General features: G+C 54.6%; 13 protein-coding genes. 6 read left to right on the forward strand and 7 right to left on the reverse strand.

The genetic code is table 11. From position 1 onward, the window contains the following. Window positions 1–2: 2 nt before the first annotated feature. The 5 genes from ACR0L9_RS10015 to ACR0L9_RS10035 form a co-directional block, all read right to left on the reverse strand. Window positions 3–755 (reverse strand): TSUP family transporter, encoded by a 753-nt coding sequence (locus ACR0L9_RS10015; RefSeq protein WP_170818303.1) that lies wholly within the window; start codon window positions 753–755, stop codon window positions 3–5. 76 nt (window positions 756–831) lie between these two features. Beyond that, a complete protein-coding gene (locus tag ACR0L9_RS10020) occupies window positions 832–1575 on the reverse strand; it encodes an aspartate/glutamate racemase family protein (RefSeq protein ID WP_170596466.1) in 744 nt (247 codons plus the stop codon). A 30-nt stretch (window positions 1576–1605) separates the two neighbouring features. Beyond that, entirely contained in the window at window positions 1606–2844 is a 1239-nt protein-coding gene (locus tag ACR0L9_RS10025; RefSeq protein ID WP_170818301.1) for an FAD-dependent oxidoreductase, read from the reverse strand. Between the two features lie 4 nt (window positions 2845–2848). Beyond that, window positions 2849–5062, reverse strand: coding sequence for a TRAP transporter permease (locus ACR0L9_RS10030; RefSeq protein ID WP_480751521.1), 2214 nt, complete (start codon window positions 5060–5062; stop codon window positions 2849–2851). Window positions 5063–5142: 80 nt separating this feature from the next. Further along, window positions 5143–6150, reverse strand: coding sequence for a TAXI family TRAP transporter solute-binding subunit (locus ACR0L9_RS10035; protein WP_170394045.1), 1008 nt, complete (start codon window positions 6148–6150; stop codon window positions 5143–5145). A 127-nt stretch (window positions 6151–6277) separates the two neighbouring features. Here ACR0L9_RS10035 and ACR0L9_RS10040 point away from each other — a divergent pair, with 127 nt between their 5' ends. The 6 genes from ACR0L9_RS10040 (at window position 6278) to ACR0L9_RS10065 (ending at window position 13056) form a co-directional block, all read left to right on the forward strand. Beyond that, window positions 6278–7240 (forward strand): LysR family transcriptional regulator, encoded by a 963-nt coding sequence (locus ACR0L9_RS10040; RefSeq protein WP_480568246.1) that lies wholly within the window; start codon window positions 6278–6280, stop codon window positions 7238–7240. 319 nt (window positions 7241–7559) lie between these two features. Beyond that, complete coding sequence (locus ACR0L9_RS10045) at window positions 7560–8519, forward strand: glycosyltransferase family 2 protein (RefSeq protein ID WP_480895758.1); 960 nt, start codon at window positions 7560–7562, stop codon at window positions 8517–8519. Further along, window positions 8512–10188 carry a hypothetical protein gene (locus tag ACR0L9_RS10050; protein WP_480895550.1) on the forward strand — a complete coding sequence of 559 codons (1677 nt, stop codon included), beginning with the start codon at window positions 8512–8514 and terminating at the stop codon, window positions 10186–10188. Before ACR0L9_RS10045 ends, ACR0L9_RS10050 begins: the two co-directional genes overlap by 8 nt. A gap of 218 nt (window positions 10189–10406) precedes the next feature. Continuing rightward, entirely contained in the window at window positions 10407–11369 is a 963-nt protein-coding gene (locus tag ACR0L9_RS10055) for a glycosyltransferase (RefSeq protein ID WP_480895551.1), read from the forward strand. Window positions 11370–11382: 13 nt separating this feature from the next. Next, window positions 11383–12114 (forward strand): class I SAM-dependent methyltransferase, encoded by a 732-nt coding sequence (locus tag ACR0L9_RS10060; protein WP_480895552.1) that lies wholly within the window; start codon window positions 11383–11385, stop codon window positions 12112–12114. A gap of 21 nt (window positions 12115–12135) precedes the next feature. After that, window positions 12136–13056 (forward strand): hypothetical protein, encoded by a 921-nt coding sequence (locus tag ACR0L9_RS10065; RefSeq protein ID WP_480895553.1) that lies wholly within the window; start codon window positions 12136–12138, stop codon window positions 13054–13056. Between the two features lie 204 nt (window positions 13057–13260). On the opposite strand, the gene ACR0L9_RS10070 is transcribed toward ACR0L9_RS10065, so the two are convergent. Both ACR0L9_RS10070 and ACR0L9_RS10075 read right to left on the reverse strand, forming a co-directional pair. After that, window positions 13261–14742 carry a heparinase II/III domain-containing protein gene (locus ACR0L9_RS10070; protein ID WP_480895554.1) on the reverse strand — a complete coding sequence of 494 codons (1482 nt, stop codon included), beginning with the start codon at window positions 14740–14742 and terminating at the stop codon, window positions 13261–13263. 864 nt (window positions 14743–15606) lie between these two features. Next, window positions 15607–18201 (reverse strand): hypothetical protein, encoded by a 2595-nt coding sequence (locus ACR0L9_RS10075; protein WP_480895555.1) that lies wholly within the window; start codon window positions 18199–18201, stop codon window positions 15607–15609. Window positions 18202–18313: the final 112 nt, after the last annotated feature.

Below are 18313 nucleotides of genomic sequence, written 5' to 3' on the forward strand. Positions count from 1 at the left end.
GATTATGCAATCATATAGGCGCGCTGGAACAGGACACAGCAAGCGATGAAAGAAACCACGCGGATCGCGGCTATGACGACCGATTGCGGCAAGTAAGGGCCCCCTGCCCGTCCAAGCAGGCTGCCTACCAGCGTGATTATGACAAAGCCGAGCAGTTGCGGCCCGTATGTGATGGCCTGCGTTTCGGACAGGCTGTGCAACAGGAATGCAATGCCATAAGCCACCAGCGCGATAGGTTGCACCAGCTTGGCCACCTCTTTTGCTGAACGGCCCTTTGCGATCAAACCAAACACCATAAGTGGGCCCGGTGTTGCCGCCCAGACGGTTGCAAGCCCGGACAATCCTGTAATGGCTGAAAACCCAAAACGCCCGATTGTGCCGCGCAAGGGAAGCAGGGTGGTGATCAAGCCGATCAACAACAAGCAGGCCGTCAAGGCCAGAACAAATGTCTCGTTCAACAACGGATAAACAGTAAGACCGGCAGCTACACCGACACAACATGCGATGATCGCATTAAGAATGAGTGGCTTGTTGTTCTTCAGTACATGACGGTCCGTCGCGACTACTGACACAAGGGTATTCAGCAACAGCAATATGGGAACCGCCGTCGAGGTGCCGAGCAGGATCATCATCGGGGGACCCGCGATGATACTGAAACCGATGCCCACGCCAACCTGCAGCATTGCCCCGAGGCAAATGGCGGCCATCAAAATAGACAGATCAATGGTCACATAGCACTCCTGCAGCTTTGGCATTGTTGCAAGACCTCAGATATCCTGAGGTTACGGCCATGGTCCATGTCATTCCTTCATTCGAATTGATTGGCACGCACTAACGCTGCCAGGGCATCAATCCAGAGTATAGCTCGCGGGCCGCTACGGAATGTGCCATTTGCGCAAGTGTCGTCAGATCATACACGGGAAGGCGCAGTTCTTCCTGAAGGCGCGATGCGTAGGGCGGCAGGTCTGTACACTCCAAAACCAGCGAGCGGATATCAGGGGCCTCAAGCATCAGGCTACGGGCTGCGTTCAGGACCTCGGCCTCGATCAGGTCTGTGTCCATACGGGTGCGGGTATTCCGCAAGATCACTTCTGCAAATTCACTAGTGTCCTCCAGTCCCTTCACCGCCACCGGAACACCGGCGGCACCGACGCCTTCAAAATGCCGGGCGGTCAAAGCAGACGCGTCTGCAGTCAAAACACCCACCGGAGCGTTCGCGCCGGTCATGTGATAAGCCAGCGGCACTTGGATCAGGCTGGAGGCAAAGACGGGAACAGAAACCGCTGCCGCGAGTTCCTTTTGAAACAGCGCAAGAAAGCCACAGCTGCCGGTAATGGCGCGCACGCCTTCGGCCTCAAGCCGTCTGGCACCTTCGATGAAGGGTTCAAGCAATTCCGGCGTAGGGTTGTTCAGAAGTTTCGGGACAGTCACCCCGTCGATCATTTCATACAGAACCGGAAATGGCAGGCTGGACGGGTTCTTGATATGGCCCGGTGGCTTTGGGAAATAGCTTTCAAGGCAAAGCACACCGATTGAGGCCCCGCAGATATTCTGGCCGCCTTGATAAATTGGCATTGTCATCAGGTCCTTTTTTGATTTGAAAGTTCAAAACCGGGTTGGTGTATACGGTGCTAAATCGATATTCGGGATGCGATCCGAGACGATATCCGCCACTAGCTCGCCGGTTTTCGGGGCCATCATCAGCCCGTAATGAGAATGCCCGAACGCTGCATAGAGTCCCTCTTGGTCTTTTACTTGCCCGATTGCGGGCAAGCTGTCCGGGAATGACGGGCGCCGACCCATCCAAAACCGCGCCTCACCTGTATCAAGCTCGGGCATCATGGCCTTGGCCTGTCGGGACAGGATTTGCTTCTTCCGTGGGTCAGCGGGTGCATCGGCGCTGCCGAATTCAGCCGTACCGGCGACCCTAAGCCCCCCAAGCATCGAACTTGCGACCACCTTTGCATCCACATCCATGACCGAGTTGTTCAGTTCGACCGCAGGGGTTGGGAATTCGACATGATAGCCCCTTTCGGCCACGAGGGGCATAGGCAATCCCAATGGTTTCAACAGGTCGGCAGACCATACGCCTGCCGCAAGAACAACATGGCTGGCGGTTAGCGTATCCTGCGCAGTTGCAATCTGCCAACCACCCTCTTCCGCGGGGGTAAGCTTGGTGACTTCGGTTTGCACAATCTCAGCACCTTGCACTTGCGCCTTTTCGGCCAAAACCGCTCCCACACGTCCCGGAGCGGTTACACGCGCTTGCCCTTTGATCACGATCGCACCTTTGAACGCTTCGGACATAGCGGGCTCCAATCGGCGCAGTTCGTCACCGTCGACGCGTTCCAGATCGCCGCCTTTTTCTCGGCGGATAAGATATCCAAGCCCGTCCAGATCAGCCTGTTCTGGTCGGCGAAAGGCGTGGATGTAATAGCTATCGGTGATCAGGTTCTCGTGCCCGGTACCAAGTAAATGACGCCGGTACAGATCGACGGAGGGGCGACAAAGAACCTCCATCGCGTCCGAAACTTCGCGAACAGTTTTTTCTCCTGAGTTTCCGAGAAATCGCAACCCCCAAGGAATCATTTTGGGCCAGAAGCTGGGCCTGACTGACAGCGCGCTCTTAGGGTCTAGCAGCATTTTGGGCAGCATTTTCCAGATACCGGGCATTGCTTGCGGAATGATCGACCAAGGCGAAACCACACCAGCATTCCCGAACGAGGTTTCCTGACCCGGCTCACCTCGATCGATCAGCCGAACCTGAATGCCCCGTTCCTGCAGCGACAAAGCGCAACAGATGCCGACGATTCCTGCGCCGATGATGGTCACTTGTTCTGTCATCAGTTCAGGCCGGAGATTGACTGCGGTTGCGCGCGATCAATTGGGTGACGATGACAGGCGAGGCAACGGCCAGCGCGATCAGGTCTGCCGTCAGGCTGGGCGCGACAAAGATAATCCCCGCAAGGGCCATCAGAATCCGCGCCGCAACATTCATCGGTTTCAGCCAGTAGCCCACAACCGCAGCCGACAGCGCGATAACCCCGGCGATACAGCTGGCGGCGGTGTAAGTGAACTCCCAGAAATTGAAGCCGGTTGAGGATACGAACAGCAGAACTGGCGCATATACGAAAGCCATCGGCGCAATCACCTTGCCCAATCCAAGAGTGAATGCCGACAGGCCAGTGCGGAACGGATTCGAGTTGGCAATTGCAGCAGCCGCGTAGGCCGACGTACAGACCGGTGGTGTGATTTCTGACACCACGCCGTAATAGAGCACGAACAGGTGGCTGGCGATGGGAGGAACGCCGAGCTGCGCCAAAGCAGGCTGTGCGACCGATACCAGCATGATGTACAACGCTGTGGTCGGGATACCCGCGCCCATCAGGATACAGACGATGGCTATGAAGACCAGTGAGATGAATAGCTGCAGGTCTTCCATGGCAAACAGCTGGAAGCTGCCGAACGAGATCATGTTGTAAATATCTGAAGCCAGATTGCCCGCGCCCTGTGTCACCATGAAGCCAATGCGAAAGCCGATGCCAGTGGTGTTGATCACTCCGACCACGATGCCAACCGCAGCCGCTGCGGCACCAACGGCCAGCGAGTACTTCACGCCCAGTTCGACCGCCTGCAGCATCTCGGGCACTTCAATCCGTTTCTGTGGATTCAGCGTGGCAATAACCGACAGGCCACAAAGGATTGCGGTCATCGTCAGGTCGAACCCGCCATCCGAAAATTTCCAAAGCACAAAAGCCAGGAAAGCCGCGGCATAGACCAGCGTTGGCGGCTGTTTGATCCGCGACATGCCCGCGATGACCGCCAGAGAAATACCGCAAAAAGCGGACATGAATGGCGTGTAGCCCGTAAACAGCACCACCAGCAGGCCGATCAGTGGCACGATATTGGCCCAACCTTCCGCCCAGACGGCTTTGAGTTGCGGCAGTTGCTCTTTCGCCAGACCTTTCAGGTTCAGCTTGCGCGCCATCAGGTGCACCACGGCGAACACACCTACATAGTGCAGGATCGCCGGAAAGATCGCCGCAATTACAATGGTGGTGTAGGGGACCTCAAGGAACTCGGCCATGATGAAGGCCGCAGCGCCCATGATCGGCGGAGTGATTTGGCCACCAGCAGAAGACGCAGCCTCAACCCCGCCCGCAAAATGGCCCGGGTATCCGAGACGCTTCATATTGGGAATGGTCAACGCGCCGGTCGATACGGTGTTGGCCACCGATGAGCCCGAGATCGTGCCAAAGAAAGCCGAGGAAACCACTGATACCTTTGCCGGACCGCCAGTATAACGGCCCGCAAGTATAGTCGCGTTGTCGATGAACAGCTGCCCCAACCCGGTGCGCTGAGCGATGACCCCAAACAAAACAAAGTGGAATACGATGGTCGAAACCACCCAGAGCGTGACGCCGTAGATACCTTCCTGCGGGAAATACATCGACGAGACGAAGGTTTTGAAGTTCACGCCTGGATGCTGCAGCAGGCCGGGAAAATATGGCCCCAGCAGGGCGTATGAGATGAACACACAGATGATCAGTGGCAGTACCCAACCCAGCGTGCGCCGCGCGATGTCCAGCACCAATAGGATGATGATGACGCCCAGAAACACGTCGTAGTTGTTTGGGTTGCCCATTCGGAAGGTCTGTTCTTCGATTCCGAGAAACGGAATGCCGCGCCAGGCAACACCGACGTAAAGCGCGGCAACGATGCCAAGCGCCATGAAAACCAGGTCATATAATGGGATGTTACCGATGCGGAACCGGCTGACCTTAAGGGCATAAAGGCTTTTGGCCCCGACAATCGGGATTGTGGCGTAGACCAGAATGAACAGCAGGGCGAGGTAGATGCCCATGTGCCAGTGGTCTGCGGGCAGGCCGAATCCGGCCGTGAAGAATTCGTAGAACGCTAAAATCAGGGCCACAACACGGAGAACTTTTCCAGCGGTGGGCGTCACCTGCCGGACGGCGGCACCTTCATCGAACTGTTCCTCGATGGCCGCTAGTTCCTCGGCTGTCAATTCGTGGTCATCAAGTTTCTGGGTCTCGGACATGATGGCCTCCCGATTTCGCATAGTTCCAGTGTGCGGTGCCCCACATAGGGGCACCGACGATACGGTTCAGTTTGTTGCGTTTACTGAAGAAGTCCGGCTTCTTTGTAGAACTTCTCGGCACCCGGATGCAGTGGAACACCCAGCGCCTCTACACCATCCAGCGCGGTATCGGGCGTGATCTGCTTACCCTTGGCATGGCCGTTGTCCAGTAGCTTGCGGGTGTTGTCGTTCCACAGGGCTTTGGTCAGCTGATAGACCAGATCTTCCGACAGATCCGAGGACACAACCAGCATAGCACTGACCGCAGGGGTCTTGGTTTCCGCATCTATGCCTTCATAGACACCACCCGGAATAGCCGAAGGGATATAGGCCGGAATGATCTCGTTGATCTTGGCCAGATCTTCATCGCTGAACGAATGCAGGTTCATGCCTTTGGTCGACGACAGTTGTACCATCGCGGCAACTGGCCAGCCCGCAGCGTAGAAATAGGCGTCTAACTGACCGTCAGCCAAACGCTCGGCGCTTTGACTGTTGTTCAGTTCGGCTTCATCCATATTGTCGCGGTTTACACCCCAGGCGTCGAGCATCTGCAGAACAGCAACCTGCGTACCCGATCCGGCCTGTGCGATACCGACGCGCTTGCCTTCCAGATCACCCAGGTCGTTGATCGTCTGACCGGCGGGCAGCACGAGATGCAGGTCCTCGGGGAACAGATTTGCTACGATGCGAAGGTTAGGATGAGGTTTACCTTCGAACTTGCCTTCGCCCAGATACATTGAACGGGTCACATCGGCAGCGGCCAGACCGGCCTCAAGCTCACCATTCTGCACTGCGGCATTGTTGAACACCGACGCTGTCGTGGATTGCGCGATTGCGATCAGGCCCGGGACGCCACATTGGCCACCTTCTTCGCACGGGCGAGATCCCGGAGGGGCAGAAATTCCGTTGGCGATGGTGCCGCCGATGGGGAAGTAGGTTCCGCCTGCGCCACCGGTCCCGATGCGGAAGAATGTTGGATCCTGCGCCAGCGCAGGGGCGGCAAGCGCGCCTGCCAAGGCCAGTCCGGTCAAACATTTCACGAATTTCATAATCATCTCCGTTGTTGGATCGCTGGATTCGGTTTTCCCGAATTCGATCTTCTCAGCGTAGAGACGATTCGCATAAATGCAAATTTTTTATACTTCACAAAACTAAGGTTTTATTTATACATTCATCATGAACCTTATGCAGCTCACAGTGTTTCGCGAAGTGATGGAGACCGGCTCTATCTCGCAAACTGCCAAGAAACTGAATCGCACTCAGCCGGCGATTAGCCTTGCGTTGAAAAACCTGGAAAAAACGCTAGGTCTGACCCTGTTTGAACGCAAGGGAAGACGCCTGGTTCCGGTTCCTGAAGCGCACTACCTTTTGGCCGAAACCACAGGCATTCTGGACCGTCTCGCCACCATCTCCAGCACAATGGAAGGGTTGATCAAAGGGCATGCAGGCAGCCTGAACATCGCAACGATGCCCGGCCCGTCCGCCTTTTTGTTCCCGCGTTTCATCAGCCAGTCGGTCGGAGAAAACCCCGATATTCGCATCACTCTTTCCACCCGCAGTTCACCACAGATTATGGAGCTTGCAGGGACCCAGAACATAGACTTCGGCTTTGCTGATTTCGAACATTCGGCGGGCAAGGAACCGCAGTACTCTGCCGAACTAATCAAAGCAGATTGCTTCTGTGCCATTGACCGCACCCACCCACTTGCTTCGCGTAAGAGGCTGACACTGTCTGATCTGAACGATACGCCCATGGGCGGCTTGCATGCGTCACACCCATTCCAGCGCAAAATCCGGCAGGAATTCGAGGAGGTCGGTGCTGAGTACAATCCGACAGTGACCTGCCAGTATTTTCAGCCCCTCATCCCCTTCGTCAGCTCCGGGCAATGTTGCAGCATCGTTGATCCGCTGACCGTCGTGACCGAGCAAGAATTGAACCTGTCCGACGGAAAGGTCGCTTTTTTGCCATTCAAGAAACCGCTCAGATATGAATACGCGATCCTTGAACCCAACCATCGGCCGCCGTCTCAACTGGCTTTAAAGATCAAAGCTGGATGGAAAGCCGAGGTCTTAAAAATGTTGGAAGACGTGAAGGCGAACCCTCACACAGAATGGATTTTCCAGGCCGGGCGTGAGTAAAACTGATCGGCCCCAATGAGTTGATCTCTTGATCGCTCGAAGCGATTTACAGCGTCGAGCTGATTTGAGCAGATCGACGGCTGGTCGCAATCCACTGATTTAGAGTAAAGCAGTTTTCGGTCGACTCCGATGACGCCCCAACCATCAAGATTTCATACGAATCGTTTATACGAATCGTTTAAAGGAGCGTGCAACCGTTTCAGGTGGCTCAACAATTACCCCTTATAGACACAATTTTGTCCCAAAATAAGATGTAATTGCACTCAATAGTTGTCAATATGACATGATCAGGATGCTTGTCGTCTAAATACCGGCGCTTATCGAGGAGGAAACCCTTGCTGAAGCGATCGCGGCAATTCCCCGATCGATTCCGGGCGTCAGTAAAGTTGAAGTACTGGTCATCGACGACGGCTCCACCGATCGGACCGTTGAAGTCGCCTGGAATGCCAAAGCTGATCACGTTCTGGAAATGAGCAGCCATGTCGGCCTCGCCCGTGCGTTCAGTGCCGGCATCGAGTATGCGCTTTCTTTGGGCGCCGATGTGATCGTCAACACCGATGCAGACAATCAGTATTGCGCAGACGACATTCCCGCCCTGATTGATCCGATACTGAAGCGTAAGGCACAAATCGTGGTCGGCGCTCGCCCGATCAGAGAGATCGAGGGCTTCTCGCCGTTGAAGAAAACCCTTCAACGGCTGGGCAGTTGGGTCGTGCGACTGGCAAGCAAGTCAGAAATCCCTGATGCGCCCAGCGGATTTCGCGCCTATTCCCGAGATGCCGCTGCCCGACTCTGTGTTGTCAACACTTATACCTACACTCTGGAAACCATCATTCAGGCCGGACGCAAACATATCCCGAAGACCTCGGTGCCTGTTCGGGTCAACAAGGTAACACGCCCGTCTCGTCTGTTCAGAGGTATCGGAGAGTATGTCACCCGCTCCGCAAGAACTATTCTGCGCGTTTTTGTGATCTATGCACCATTGAAGTTCTTCCTGACGCTTTCGGCAGTATTCGCCTTGCCTGGCTTAATCGGGGTTGGGCGATTTCTCTATTATTACGCGACAGACGGGGGGGCCGGGCATGTTCAGTCGCTGGTTCTGTCCGGTGTGCTGCTGGCAATGGCCACGATACTGTTCGCCGTTGGTATCCTGGCCGATCTTATCGCCACCAACCGTAGTCTGCTGGAAGACATCCGGGCCCGAGAGTTGCTGCGCGCGCCGATTAGACCTACTGAAGTAATTTCCCTCGACCCGGTCAGGGCGGTAGAGAATGGATAATCCGGCGCTAGGCGATCAGCGAAACGCCGGATTGGTAGGGGCTATCACTCTTGATCGAGTGGTACGTGCGAGCATTGTCGTTGTCTTCGTGTTTATGCTGGTGCTGGCGTATACTCACAATGTGAATTGGGACGAATTCTATTTCCTGTCACATGTCCATGCCTTCCTCGACGGTCGATTGGACCGTCCAATGCAGACCTTCTTCGTGCATGGTTTCACATGGCTCGATGCGCTGCCGGGTCATGAGATGGAACAGATATTTGCAGCCCGGCTTGTGATGGTTGCATGCGTCGGGCTGACCACAATTTCTGTGCACCGTATCGCCCTGTATTTTACCGAACAGCGAATTGCCGATATCGCTGCTCTGGGTTTCCTGACTTCAGGCTACGTTTTGGCCTATGGCGCCAGTTTCCGTGCCGATCCCATTGCTGCGGCGTTACTGACTTCTTCGATTGCAATCTTGCTGACCACGCGCCTGTCTGTCTGGCAAACACTGGCGGCAGCGCTTCTGAGCGCTCTGGCCGTACTGGTTACGATCAAATCGGCACTCTATCTGCCCGCATTTCTGGCCGTGCTGATATGGAGGATCGAAGATCGAATAGCGGTACGGCGCATCATTATCACGGGTATCTTGGCGGCTGGCATTTGCGTGTCATTCTACCTCTGGCATGCGTCTGGCCTTCGCGTCGCCGAAGGCAACCAGACGGCAAACAATGCAAAGGACGCGCTGAATATGACGCTGTTGAAAAGCGGCATATTCCCACGATCAACTGAATTCATGAGTTGGGCTATGCTCAGCCTCCCACAGATCATTCTTGTGGGGATCGGTCTGTGTGCCGGTCGGAATGCTCGGCGGGTACTGCTGATTGCGCTCTTTGCTGCACCGCTCCTCTCGGTGGTGATCTATCGCAATGCCTTTGTCTATTTTTACCCCTTCGCTACCCCACTCCTGATGGTAGCCGTCGCGATCGGAGCACAGAGGCTTGGATCATCACGACGCTCGGCACAACTGGTGATGGTGATGCTTGCGGGGCTTTTTGTCCAGGCAGCCCTAGCACTGCAAGATCGTGCAGGAAACCAGCGCGCCACTATTGCGGAAATTCATCGCCTGTTCCCAGATCCGGTCGCCTATATTGATGACAGCCACATGATCGCAAGTTTCCCGAATCCTGGTTTCTTCATGTCAGGCTGGGGCGTTGCACGCTATCAGGCGGCGGGCCAGCCCGTATTTGCCAAAATCATCGCAGAACAGCAGCCGCCTCTACTTATCGCCAACAAAACTGCTCTGACGCTGACGATGGACCCAAGTTCGGCCAATGGAGCCGAGCCTGTGCTGCTGCCTGAGGACCACAAGATATTACGCGAGTCATATGTGCACTATTCGGGATCGATCTGGCTTGCCGGAGGATCAGTGACGCTGACCGGCGAACCGGTTGAATTGGCACTTCCGTTCCCCGGGAGGTATCGGGTCGAAACCAGCCAGCCAGTACAGATTGATACAAGTGCCGTCGCATCTGGAGACATTCTCAGCATTGCGGCAGAGGCAGTAACAATCAACGGACCGAAAGGTGTTGCTGTCAGGCTGATCTGGGATACTGGTGTGGCTCCGGTCGCGCCAGAAAGCTTGGATCGAGAGGTTTATACCGGCTTCCGGATGCTTTCGCTATGAATGCCGATATGCCTCTTTCCCCTCGGGTGGTCAGCACCACTCCGATACCATCTGAGCCCGGCAACAAGCGCGTGATTTTTTGGGGAACATATGATCTTAGCAAACCGCGTACTCGAATTCTCCGAACTGGATTGCAAGAGCTCGGCGTAGAAGTAATTGAAATCCACGCAGAGATTTGGCCCAAACACGCGGATAAAAGCCAATTGAACATGGCTGTGATGATCCGAGTGTTGTTCAGCGCGCTCTTGGCCTATCCCCTTCTGATCCTGCATTATTTGCGTGCGCCTCGTCATGATGCAGTGATGGTTCCCTATCTTGGCGCGCTCGATACATTGGTGTTGTGGCCCTTTGCCCTGCTACGTCGGCGGCAGATCACCTGGGACATGTTCCTTTCGCTTTACGACACTGTCGTTAACGATCGAAGTATGGTTGGGGCCAAGTCACTGCCGGGCCGGATGCTTTGGGTCACTGAATGGCTGGCCTGCCGGGCAGCGCATCATGTCTTGCTCGATACGAAGGCGCATGCCGAGCATATTGCACGGATCTTCAATTTGCCTGAATCCAGGATTGGAGCAGTGCCGGTGGGAGCTGAGCCGGGATCCTTCCAGCGTCTGCCTCCTCCTGCGCGCCACGACGGTCCCACTAGAGCGTTGTTTTACGGACAGCTCATCCCGCTGCATGGGCTTAAAACGATATTGACGGCAGCTACCTCGGATCGAGGTCGCGATATCAATTGGCACCTGATTGGCACCGGGCAAGAGCGCCTATTGCTCGAGACAGCTCTGGTGGATGCGGAGCATAATCATATCTCCTGGCAGAAGTGGGTTCCCTATGAGGAACTGACCGAGGCAATTTCAAATGCCGACATCTGCCTCGGCATTTTTGGCGCCTCTGGCAAGGCTGCGTCAGTGGTGCCGAACAAGGTTTATCAGGCGCTGTTGTCAGGGCGTTCAGTGATCACCCGAAGCTCACCTGCCATGATCGAAACATTCGGCACCGAAGCTCTCGGGGTGAAGCTTATCCCTCATTCAAATCCCGAAGCGCTGCTGGATGCCATCGCTGAATTGAGGCACGAGGGCTATCCGGTAATGCCTGAAGACAAACTGAAAATGGCCCAGCCGCATGAGATCGCGCGGACCCTTTGCGGATACTTGTTTCATTGTGCACCTCAAGCCGGATAAAACTGTGGTCGACATGACTGATACCGCCATTAATTCCGCAGAGCATAGTGCTTCTGCCATCTATCACAGGCACTTTGGCCCGGCCCTGCCGCAATCCAATTGGGTGCCCGCGCCACGGTATCTTCTAAGGCGTGATCGGGTTATGCGGCATCTCAAAAATCTGATGCCTTGCAGAGTGCTTGACATCGGGTGCGGACCGGCTGCGCTATTGTCAGAACTGGCAGAACAGGGTTTTGAAGCTTATGGCATAGATCGTTCGCAGCAAGCCCTTGAACTGGCAGATAAGCTCAACACTCAAGCCAGCCCTATGACACTCTTAGCCGAGCTTGACCCGGATTGGAGAAACTCCTTCGACCTGATCATGTCATTTGAAGTGATTGAGCACTTGGAGCAAGATATTGAGGCCATGAGAGAATGGCAAACTTATCTGAAACCCGGTGGAAGAATGATCTTGTCTACGCCTGCGCACCCATCCCGCTGGAATGCGGCCGACGTTTGGGCCGGGCATGTTCGGCGCTACAGTAGAGAACTTTTAGTACATTCGGTTCAGGACGCCGGCTTCACCGTCGAGACTATTGAGTGCTACGGTTTTCCTTTGGCCAATATCATGGAGTATTGGCGTGCTCGAGCCTATGGGCAGATATTAGAAACCAACGCCAAATCGGGTAAAACAGCGAACGACCTTACCAACGAGAGCGGTAGCGATCGTTCCTTAACACCGAATTTGGAAATGGCTATCTTGTAGTGGCGCGCAAAACATAAGGAGATGGCTACCGCCCTGCGCTATATCGGCACCGCTGCTGCCCTGATCTTCATCGGAATCATTCTGGTTCGACACGCAGGAGACATTGCAGTGCTCGACTTCGGGTCAGGCCGCGCCCGTTATGCACTGCTAGGTGGGTTTACCCTTTATGTGCTGTCGCAGCTCGTAGGTGCTGTGACTTGGGGGGGGGTAACGCTAAACATCTATGACGTTGCCCTACCGCGCACGCGCGCTGAAAGTCAGTTAATGGTATCGCAGATCGGGAAATACATCCCCGGCAATGTTGCCCACCTTTTGGGACGTTTCGCCCTCGCAAAGAGTGATGGAGTGCCATCCGCAATTATTGCGTCATCTCTGTTGCTCGAGATCGGTTTTCTGCTCGCCAGCGGTGCTCTGGTCGTCGGAATTGTGCTCCTGACCATGCCCGATCTTGTCGCCGCAGTAATTGCAGACCTTCCAGGATCCTGGCTCGATGGACAGATGACAATCATCTTCTTCGGAATTCTGGCCTGCATCATGATTGGCCAGATTGTAATCTGGCGCAAAGCGGGAAAACCGAAGCTCACAATTTCAAAATGCCTGATCCTGTTGTTTCTGCATAGCTTCAACTTTTTGATGCTGGGTTTGTCACTTTGGTGTGTCGCACGGGCGATCTACCCTCAGGATGGCGCCGGTATATTGCAATGCATCGCAATCTTTTCGACAGCCTGGGTCATCGGTTTTCTGATGCCGGGCGCACCCGGTGGTATCGGTATTCGAGACGGAATTATTGCTCTCGGACTTGGCCTTTTCACTGATCAGCGAGTCGGTCTAAGCGCAGCGATCGCGCATCGCGCGCTCTCGGTTCTGGGGGATGTAGCTGTGTTTGGGCTTGGCGTAACCCTGCGCCGATATCTAAGCAGTGGTGAGCACGAAGCTGTATAGGCTTAATAATTTGGATCGGGTCAGCCAGACAACTTGAAACGGAGTCTATCGTATCTGAAGGTCGCCATGCGCTGCTTCAGGCGCTAGGGTGCCGTCTTCTATTCGTTTCCAAACATAGTGCGACTTCTGGTGCGTACTACATTCCTTGAGCGCACCCAGCATCGCCCAAATCCAGGGTTGAGGTCGTTCAAGTTTGACCCAAACCTATCGTGAGTTTTCAGCAGGCAACCGATCAATGTGCTTTTTCACAACATCGTTCGAGAGGGTCGCGTTCAGTCGCCACTCACCTAACGGGATGACCGGCTTGTTTGCGGCCTGTGCATCAGGTTCAAAAGTAACGGCAATGATTTCACGCTTGTCGCTTTCATCAAGATCAAGCTGGATCATGAGCCGTGTAACGCCTGAATTCGGATTCTGCATCGCACATTCAGAATTGAATGCCGTTTCGCAAGGATTGGCTGAAAGTTGAGAGAAGGTGGCGTTTGGCGGCGACAGTATGCGCGCGGTTAATTCTTTCCCATCCTGACGCAATGTGGCCCTGGAGCCATCAACCGTTACCTGCGCTTCGGTATGCATTGCCCACGCCACCCGCCCCCGTTGATCAGAGCTAATTTCATCCTGAACCAACACTGTCGTTCCATCGACAAGAGCTATGCCTCGTCTGACCGTTCCCTTGGGCTTTCCATAGGCGTCTGAAAGATCGGCGATTGCAAAATCGAAGCCTGGAAACTGCGCCAACTCCTCAACATAGGCCCGCCCCGTTTCGATTTGATTTGCCATGTCAAAGGTCAGTGTATTCTGCCCGATCGTGGCGGTTCGATAATAGTCAAAACGTTTGTCAGTAAAGTAGCCGGGCAATTGGTAATTTCCGAGCCCAAGATCCACCCCCCAACGTACACCGTCGGCTTCAAGCACAAAGGTGCCCGCATCAAGGTCATTGTGATGGCTGCTAAGCGGCCCAGCCTTGAGGCCGATATAGCTGGCCTTAGGGTCATTCCAACCAGACCGCATGGTTACGATCCCAAGCCCTCCAGACCAATAGGATGTTGATCGGGCAGTGATTGGTTCACTATTGCGACGCTGCTGCCAGATCAGCTCAAATGCTGGATGGGAAGACCGCATTTTGCTATTTATCTTAGTGCCGTAGCCCGGACGATTGAACCGCGACGCCAACCAGGTCAACACAACAAGGTCAGTGCTTGTATCGCTGTCTCCAAAGTTAAACAGCATGCCAGTTGGCCCAGATGCATGGATCAGGAACTCCCCAAAATCCTCCAACCCTACCATTCTAGAGAGATCAAAATCATGCCCGAGGACGGAAACAAGCGCATCAAACGCCACCGCCGCGTCCCGGGCGGACAAAGCCCCGTACATCGGTCCTTCTGGCCAAGCCCCATCCGGAGCAAACATTGCCAACCCATTTCTAAGTGAAACCTGCGCTTGCTCAATAATATGATCAGCCAGTTCCGGTTCTGTTTCTGACACAACCAGAGCAGCGACGATCATTCCCGCATTACAAACGATGTTCCAGTTGAAGGATGCAACGGGCCAGGCGATATCCGCAGTAGCCGTCCCATCAGGAAGCGACGCGGGAACAGATACTGGATTCACCCAGCGTTGGGGGGCGACCCAACCCTTGTCATAATAAAGCGTATCCAGATCGTAGATTTTTGCGGCTTCTTTCAACCCCTTCTCGACAAGTGCCGATCGAATGATTTGATGATCCTCTTCGTCCAGATTGTCACTAATCCAACTGTATCCGAGCGACACCGCCAATGTGACACGGCTTAATCCCAGAAAGTGTGCGGGCTGCCATGTTTCCAGTTCCGAAAACTGCAAGAGCTCGGTTCTGGCGCGATCAACATATCGACTGTCACCAGTCAATCGCCAAGCCAAAGCCAGTGTGGTGAGGCGTTCGACCGGACGTTGTCCAAATCCACGAAAAGCTTCGTGAAGCTGACCATCTCCATTCCGAACTGCCTCAACAATAGTAGGCGACTGCAAATGCGCTTCTGCACTGTCAATCAATGCCTGATAGTCAGCCGCGAATACCTGATCGGCTGCGCGCTGTGTTTCTATGCGCTGCACGATCTCATCCGTTAGAACGACTTGCGGCACTGAGTTTTGGGACGAAGCGCTTGTAGCGCAAAAACAAGCGAAGGACAAAACGAACAAAAAGAAGGCTTTAATCGGATTCACACTTCTAACGGTTGCGATCATGGGTTTCTTCCGCACTGGAAACGCCTGCAACCCGACTCTGCAGCGGTGGCCAAATTCTGTCAAAGACATCCGATTAGTTTGGCTTAGCAAATTGATATGCTAAACGCTCCGCCCGGCAGCCTATTGGAGTAATGTTTAAGTAGAGCCGGAAGGACAAACGATAAAAAAGCCAGCCACGAGAACCTAGCGCAAGCGATCCGAGCATTAATATTATGGTCGCATGGCTTGATCACGGAACCGAACCGGAAACGAGGCCAGTGCCCATCGATTTTCATGTGTTTGTTTTCGTTCCCGGCCTAGCGCAGACCGGGAACCACTTATTGGAGAGCCTCAGGCGATGGACATGCCGAGCGCTTCAAGTTGGTCTGTCAGGGCGCTTTCTGCTTCGGCAACACTGTTCCAGTCATCAGCCGTCAGGTTGCCAAGATCCAGATCCTCGGCCTGAACATCCTGAAGTGTAACGGTATGGCCGCCATTTCCGATAACTTCAAAGATAAGATCGCCATCAATTTCGGTGACCGACACATCGCTTTCGCTCAAAGCGTTGAAATCGATGATATCTTCATCGGCATTAAAACCGATAATCTGGGTCTTTACCCCCCAGTTCCAGGTAAGCTCTGCCACATCCGCTTCAGCGCCGAAGGTCACAACTCCTGGGGTTTGGCTGTTTCCGGGTTCGTTGGTTCCACTACCGATATCTGGTTGGGTCGATCCCCCTGTCAGATCTCCGACCCGTGTCTGATAACCGTCTGTCGTCGCCCCGACAGGAGCCTGTGGGGTCAGCAGTATGGTGCGATCAACCAACGTCACATCGTTCTGGTCAAAGCCAAATGGTACCTCAAGATTGTCTTCCATCACCTGATCAAAATGGAATTCGACCAGACCCGGGATCAGGTCAGCCTTGGTCACGCCGGTCAGCGTGATGCTTTGTCCGGTCGGCAAGGATGAGATCACCAGACCATCGCCACTGTCCTCGACGCTAAGCCGCTCGCGGGTTCCGAAATACAGAAAGCTGATCTTCATCGTTGAAGGATCAAAGCCGTCAATAACTTCGTGCACGCCATATTCGTGGCTGCGAACATAGACTGTGTCAGCATCGCGAGGTCCTACGCCCTGCTCCCAACTAAGAACGCCGCCCATATCCTGACGGAGGTGTTCGTTGCCGACCACACCAAAGCTGTCGATGGTCACGTCCTGGAAGGTGACACCTTGCACGATTTGCGCCGCGTCCGACCATGGGCTGTCGATAACAATCTCGCCGGCCTTGGATTTGGTGACGATCATGCCGTGAACCGACGTACCGCCAAAGTCCAACTCGTCCACACCGGGGTGGAATCCGGTTATGTCGTCAGCGTTGCTATCGGCCCGGTATTTCACCCCGCCCGTGTCTGTATTGCCGGTGATCGCGGGCGGATTTGACCCGTCTGCATCATAACTGAGGTCATAGCCCTCTCCGTCTCCCGGCGAGACGATAACTTGCCCCAAAGCTGTGGACACTTCGTTCAACACCGTCTGATCCGTGATAGAGAAATTGCTGAGCGAAAGATCGGACAGGCCAAAGCCAGTGAATACGATCTGCTTGGTTACATTGCCCGAGGTCAGCTCAATTCTAACGGTCTGCCCCAGAGCGTCCCCACTCTCTTCGAAAATCGAGAAGTTATCAGCCCCAATGTCCGGTCCGATTTCGATGACATCTCCCATCGCGGGCAGGAAGCCTTCGACCGTCTGTGCCTCGCTGGCAAGGCCCAGCATGACGTGCATATGTTGGTGGCTATGGCCACCGCCACCACCATCTCCGCCACCATCGCCACCGCTGGTCGGCATTGAACCATCAGTGCCTATCAGCCCAAGCACTTCAGCTGCGGCGGTATTGTCCAGAATAGTGAAGTTTGCCGGGCTCAGCTCAGCAAGTGTCACACCGCTGAGGGTCGTGGCCTGGTTATTGGACGGGATCGAGAACACAACCGCGCCATCAATCTCGGCAACCTCCAACGCGTCTGCACCGACCCATGCGATGAAGATCGTATCGGTCGTAGGGTCGAAATCCGGGATCGTTGCATTCGTGCCCCAAGCCCAGTTAATCACCACATCCGCAGTATCTTCTGTGGTGTCAGCAGTCCCGTTGCCGGTCGGTTCCGTGGGTTCCGGATGTATAACCGGTGGGACAACGGGCGGCGACGTATTCCCGTTATCGGTGCCGCCATTTGTATCCGTGGGCAAGACACCGTCGGTGTATACCTTGATAGCGTCTTCGATACTCGGCGCGTCATAACCGCCGAATTGCGAGACATACCGCAGGATCGAAGTACCGTATTCATCGGTGGATACACTTCCACCCTGAAGCAGAGCCAACGTACCCCATGCCCCCCGCAGGTGCGCGGCGGCCATTATGCCAGTGAGACTGAGCGTGACAGAGACGGCCTGGCCATTTTCCAGATAAGTGCGTGTCGTGCCGAGATAGTCGGACAGGCTCTCTCCCTGATAGCCCAGCCCGGTTTCGATGACTTGAAGATTGTAGCCAAAAGCTTCTTGAATCGCGCGCTCCTGCGCTTCGGCGGTTGTGAACTCTGCCAGCGAATTCACCCCGTTCTTACCGGTCCATGTGCCATCCCAGGTGTTCGAAGCCGCGCCATTCCCATAATAGACATCATCGGTGTAATACCCGAGGTCAATTAACAGCGCCTCGCCGAACTGATATCCAACAAAACCAAGCGAGTTCATCGAGCGATAGGACATCGCGTCCCATTCATCACTGCTTAGATCAGACCAGCTGGAATAGCTTGGATAGAAGTCAGCAACGGCCCCACCGGCCCATTGGTTCAGCTGCCAATCCTGAATGATTCCTGCGTCGTATCGATCTCGATCCCAACCAGATTCAAATGCACGCAAAGCGTCGCGAAATTCTTCATATGTTCCATTACTCATCTTGAAACAGACTCCCATCTTGTCGTTGTTTCAGCCCAAGTGTTTCGGCTTTATTAGCCCGATGAATTCAGGCCCAACTTGCGTAACAAGTCAGAAGTTCAGGACACGTTAA

It is taken from the genome of Ruegeria sp. I3 (assembly GCF_056532525.1).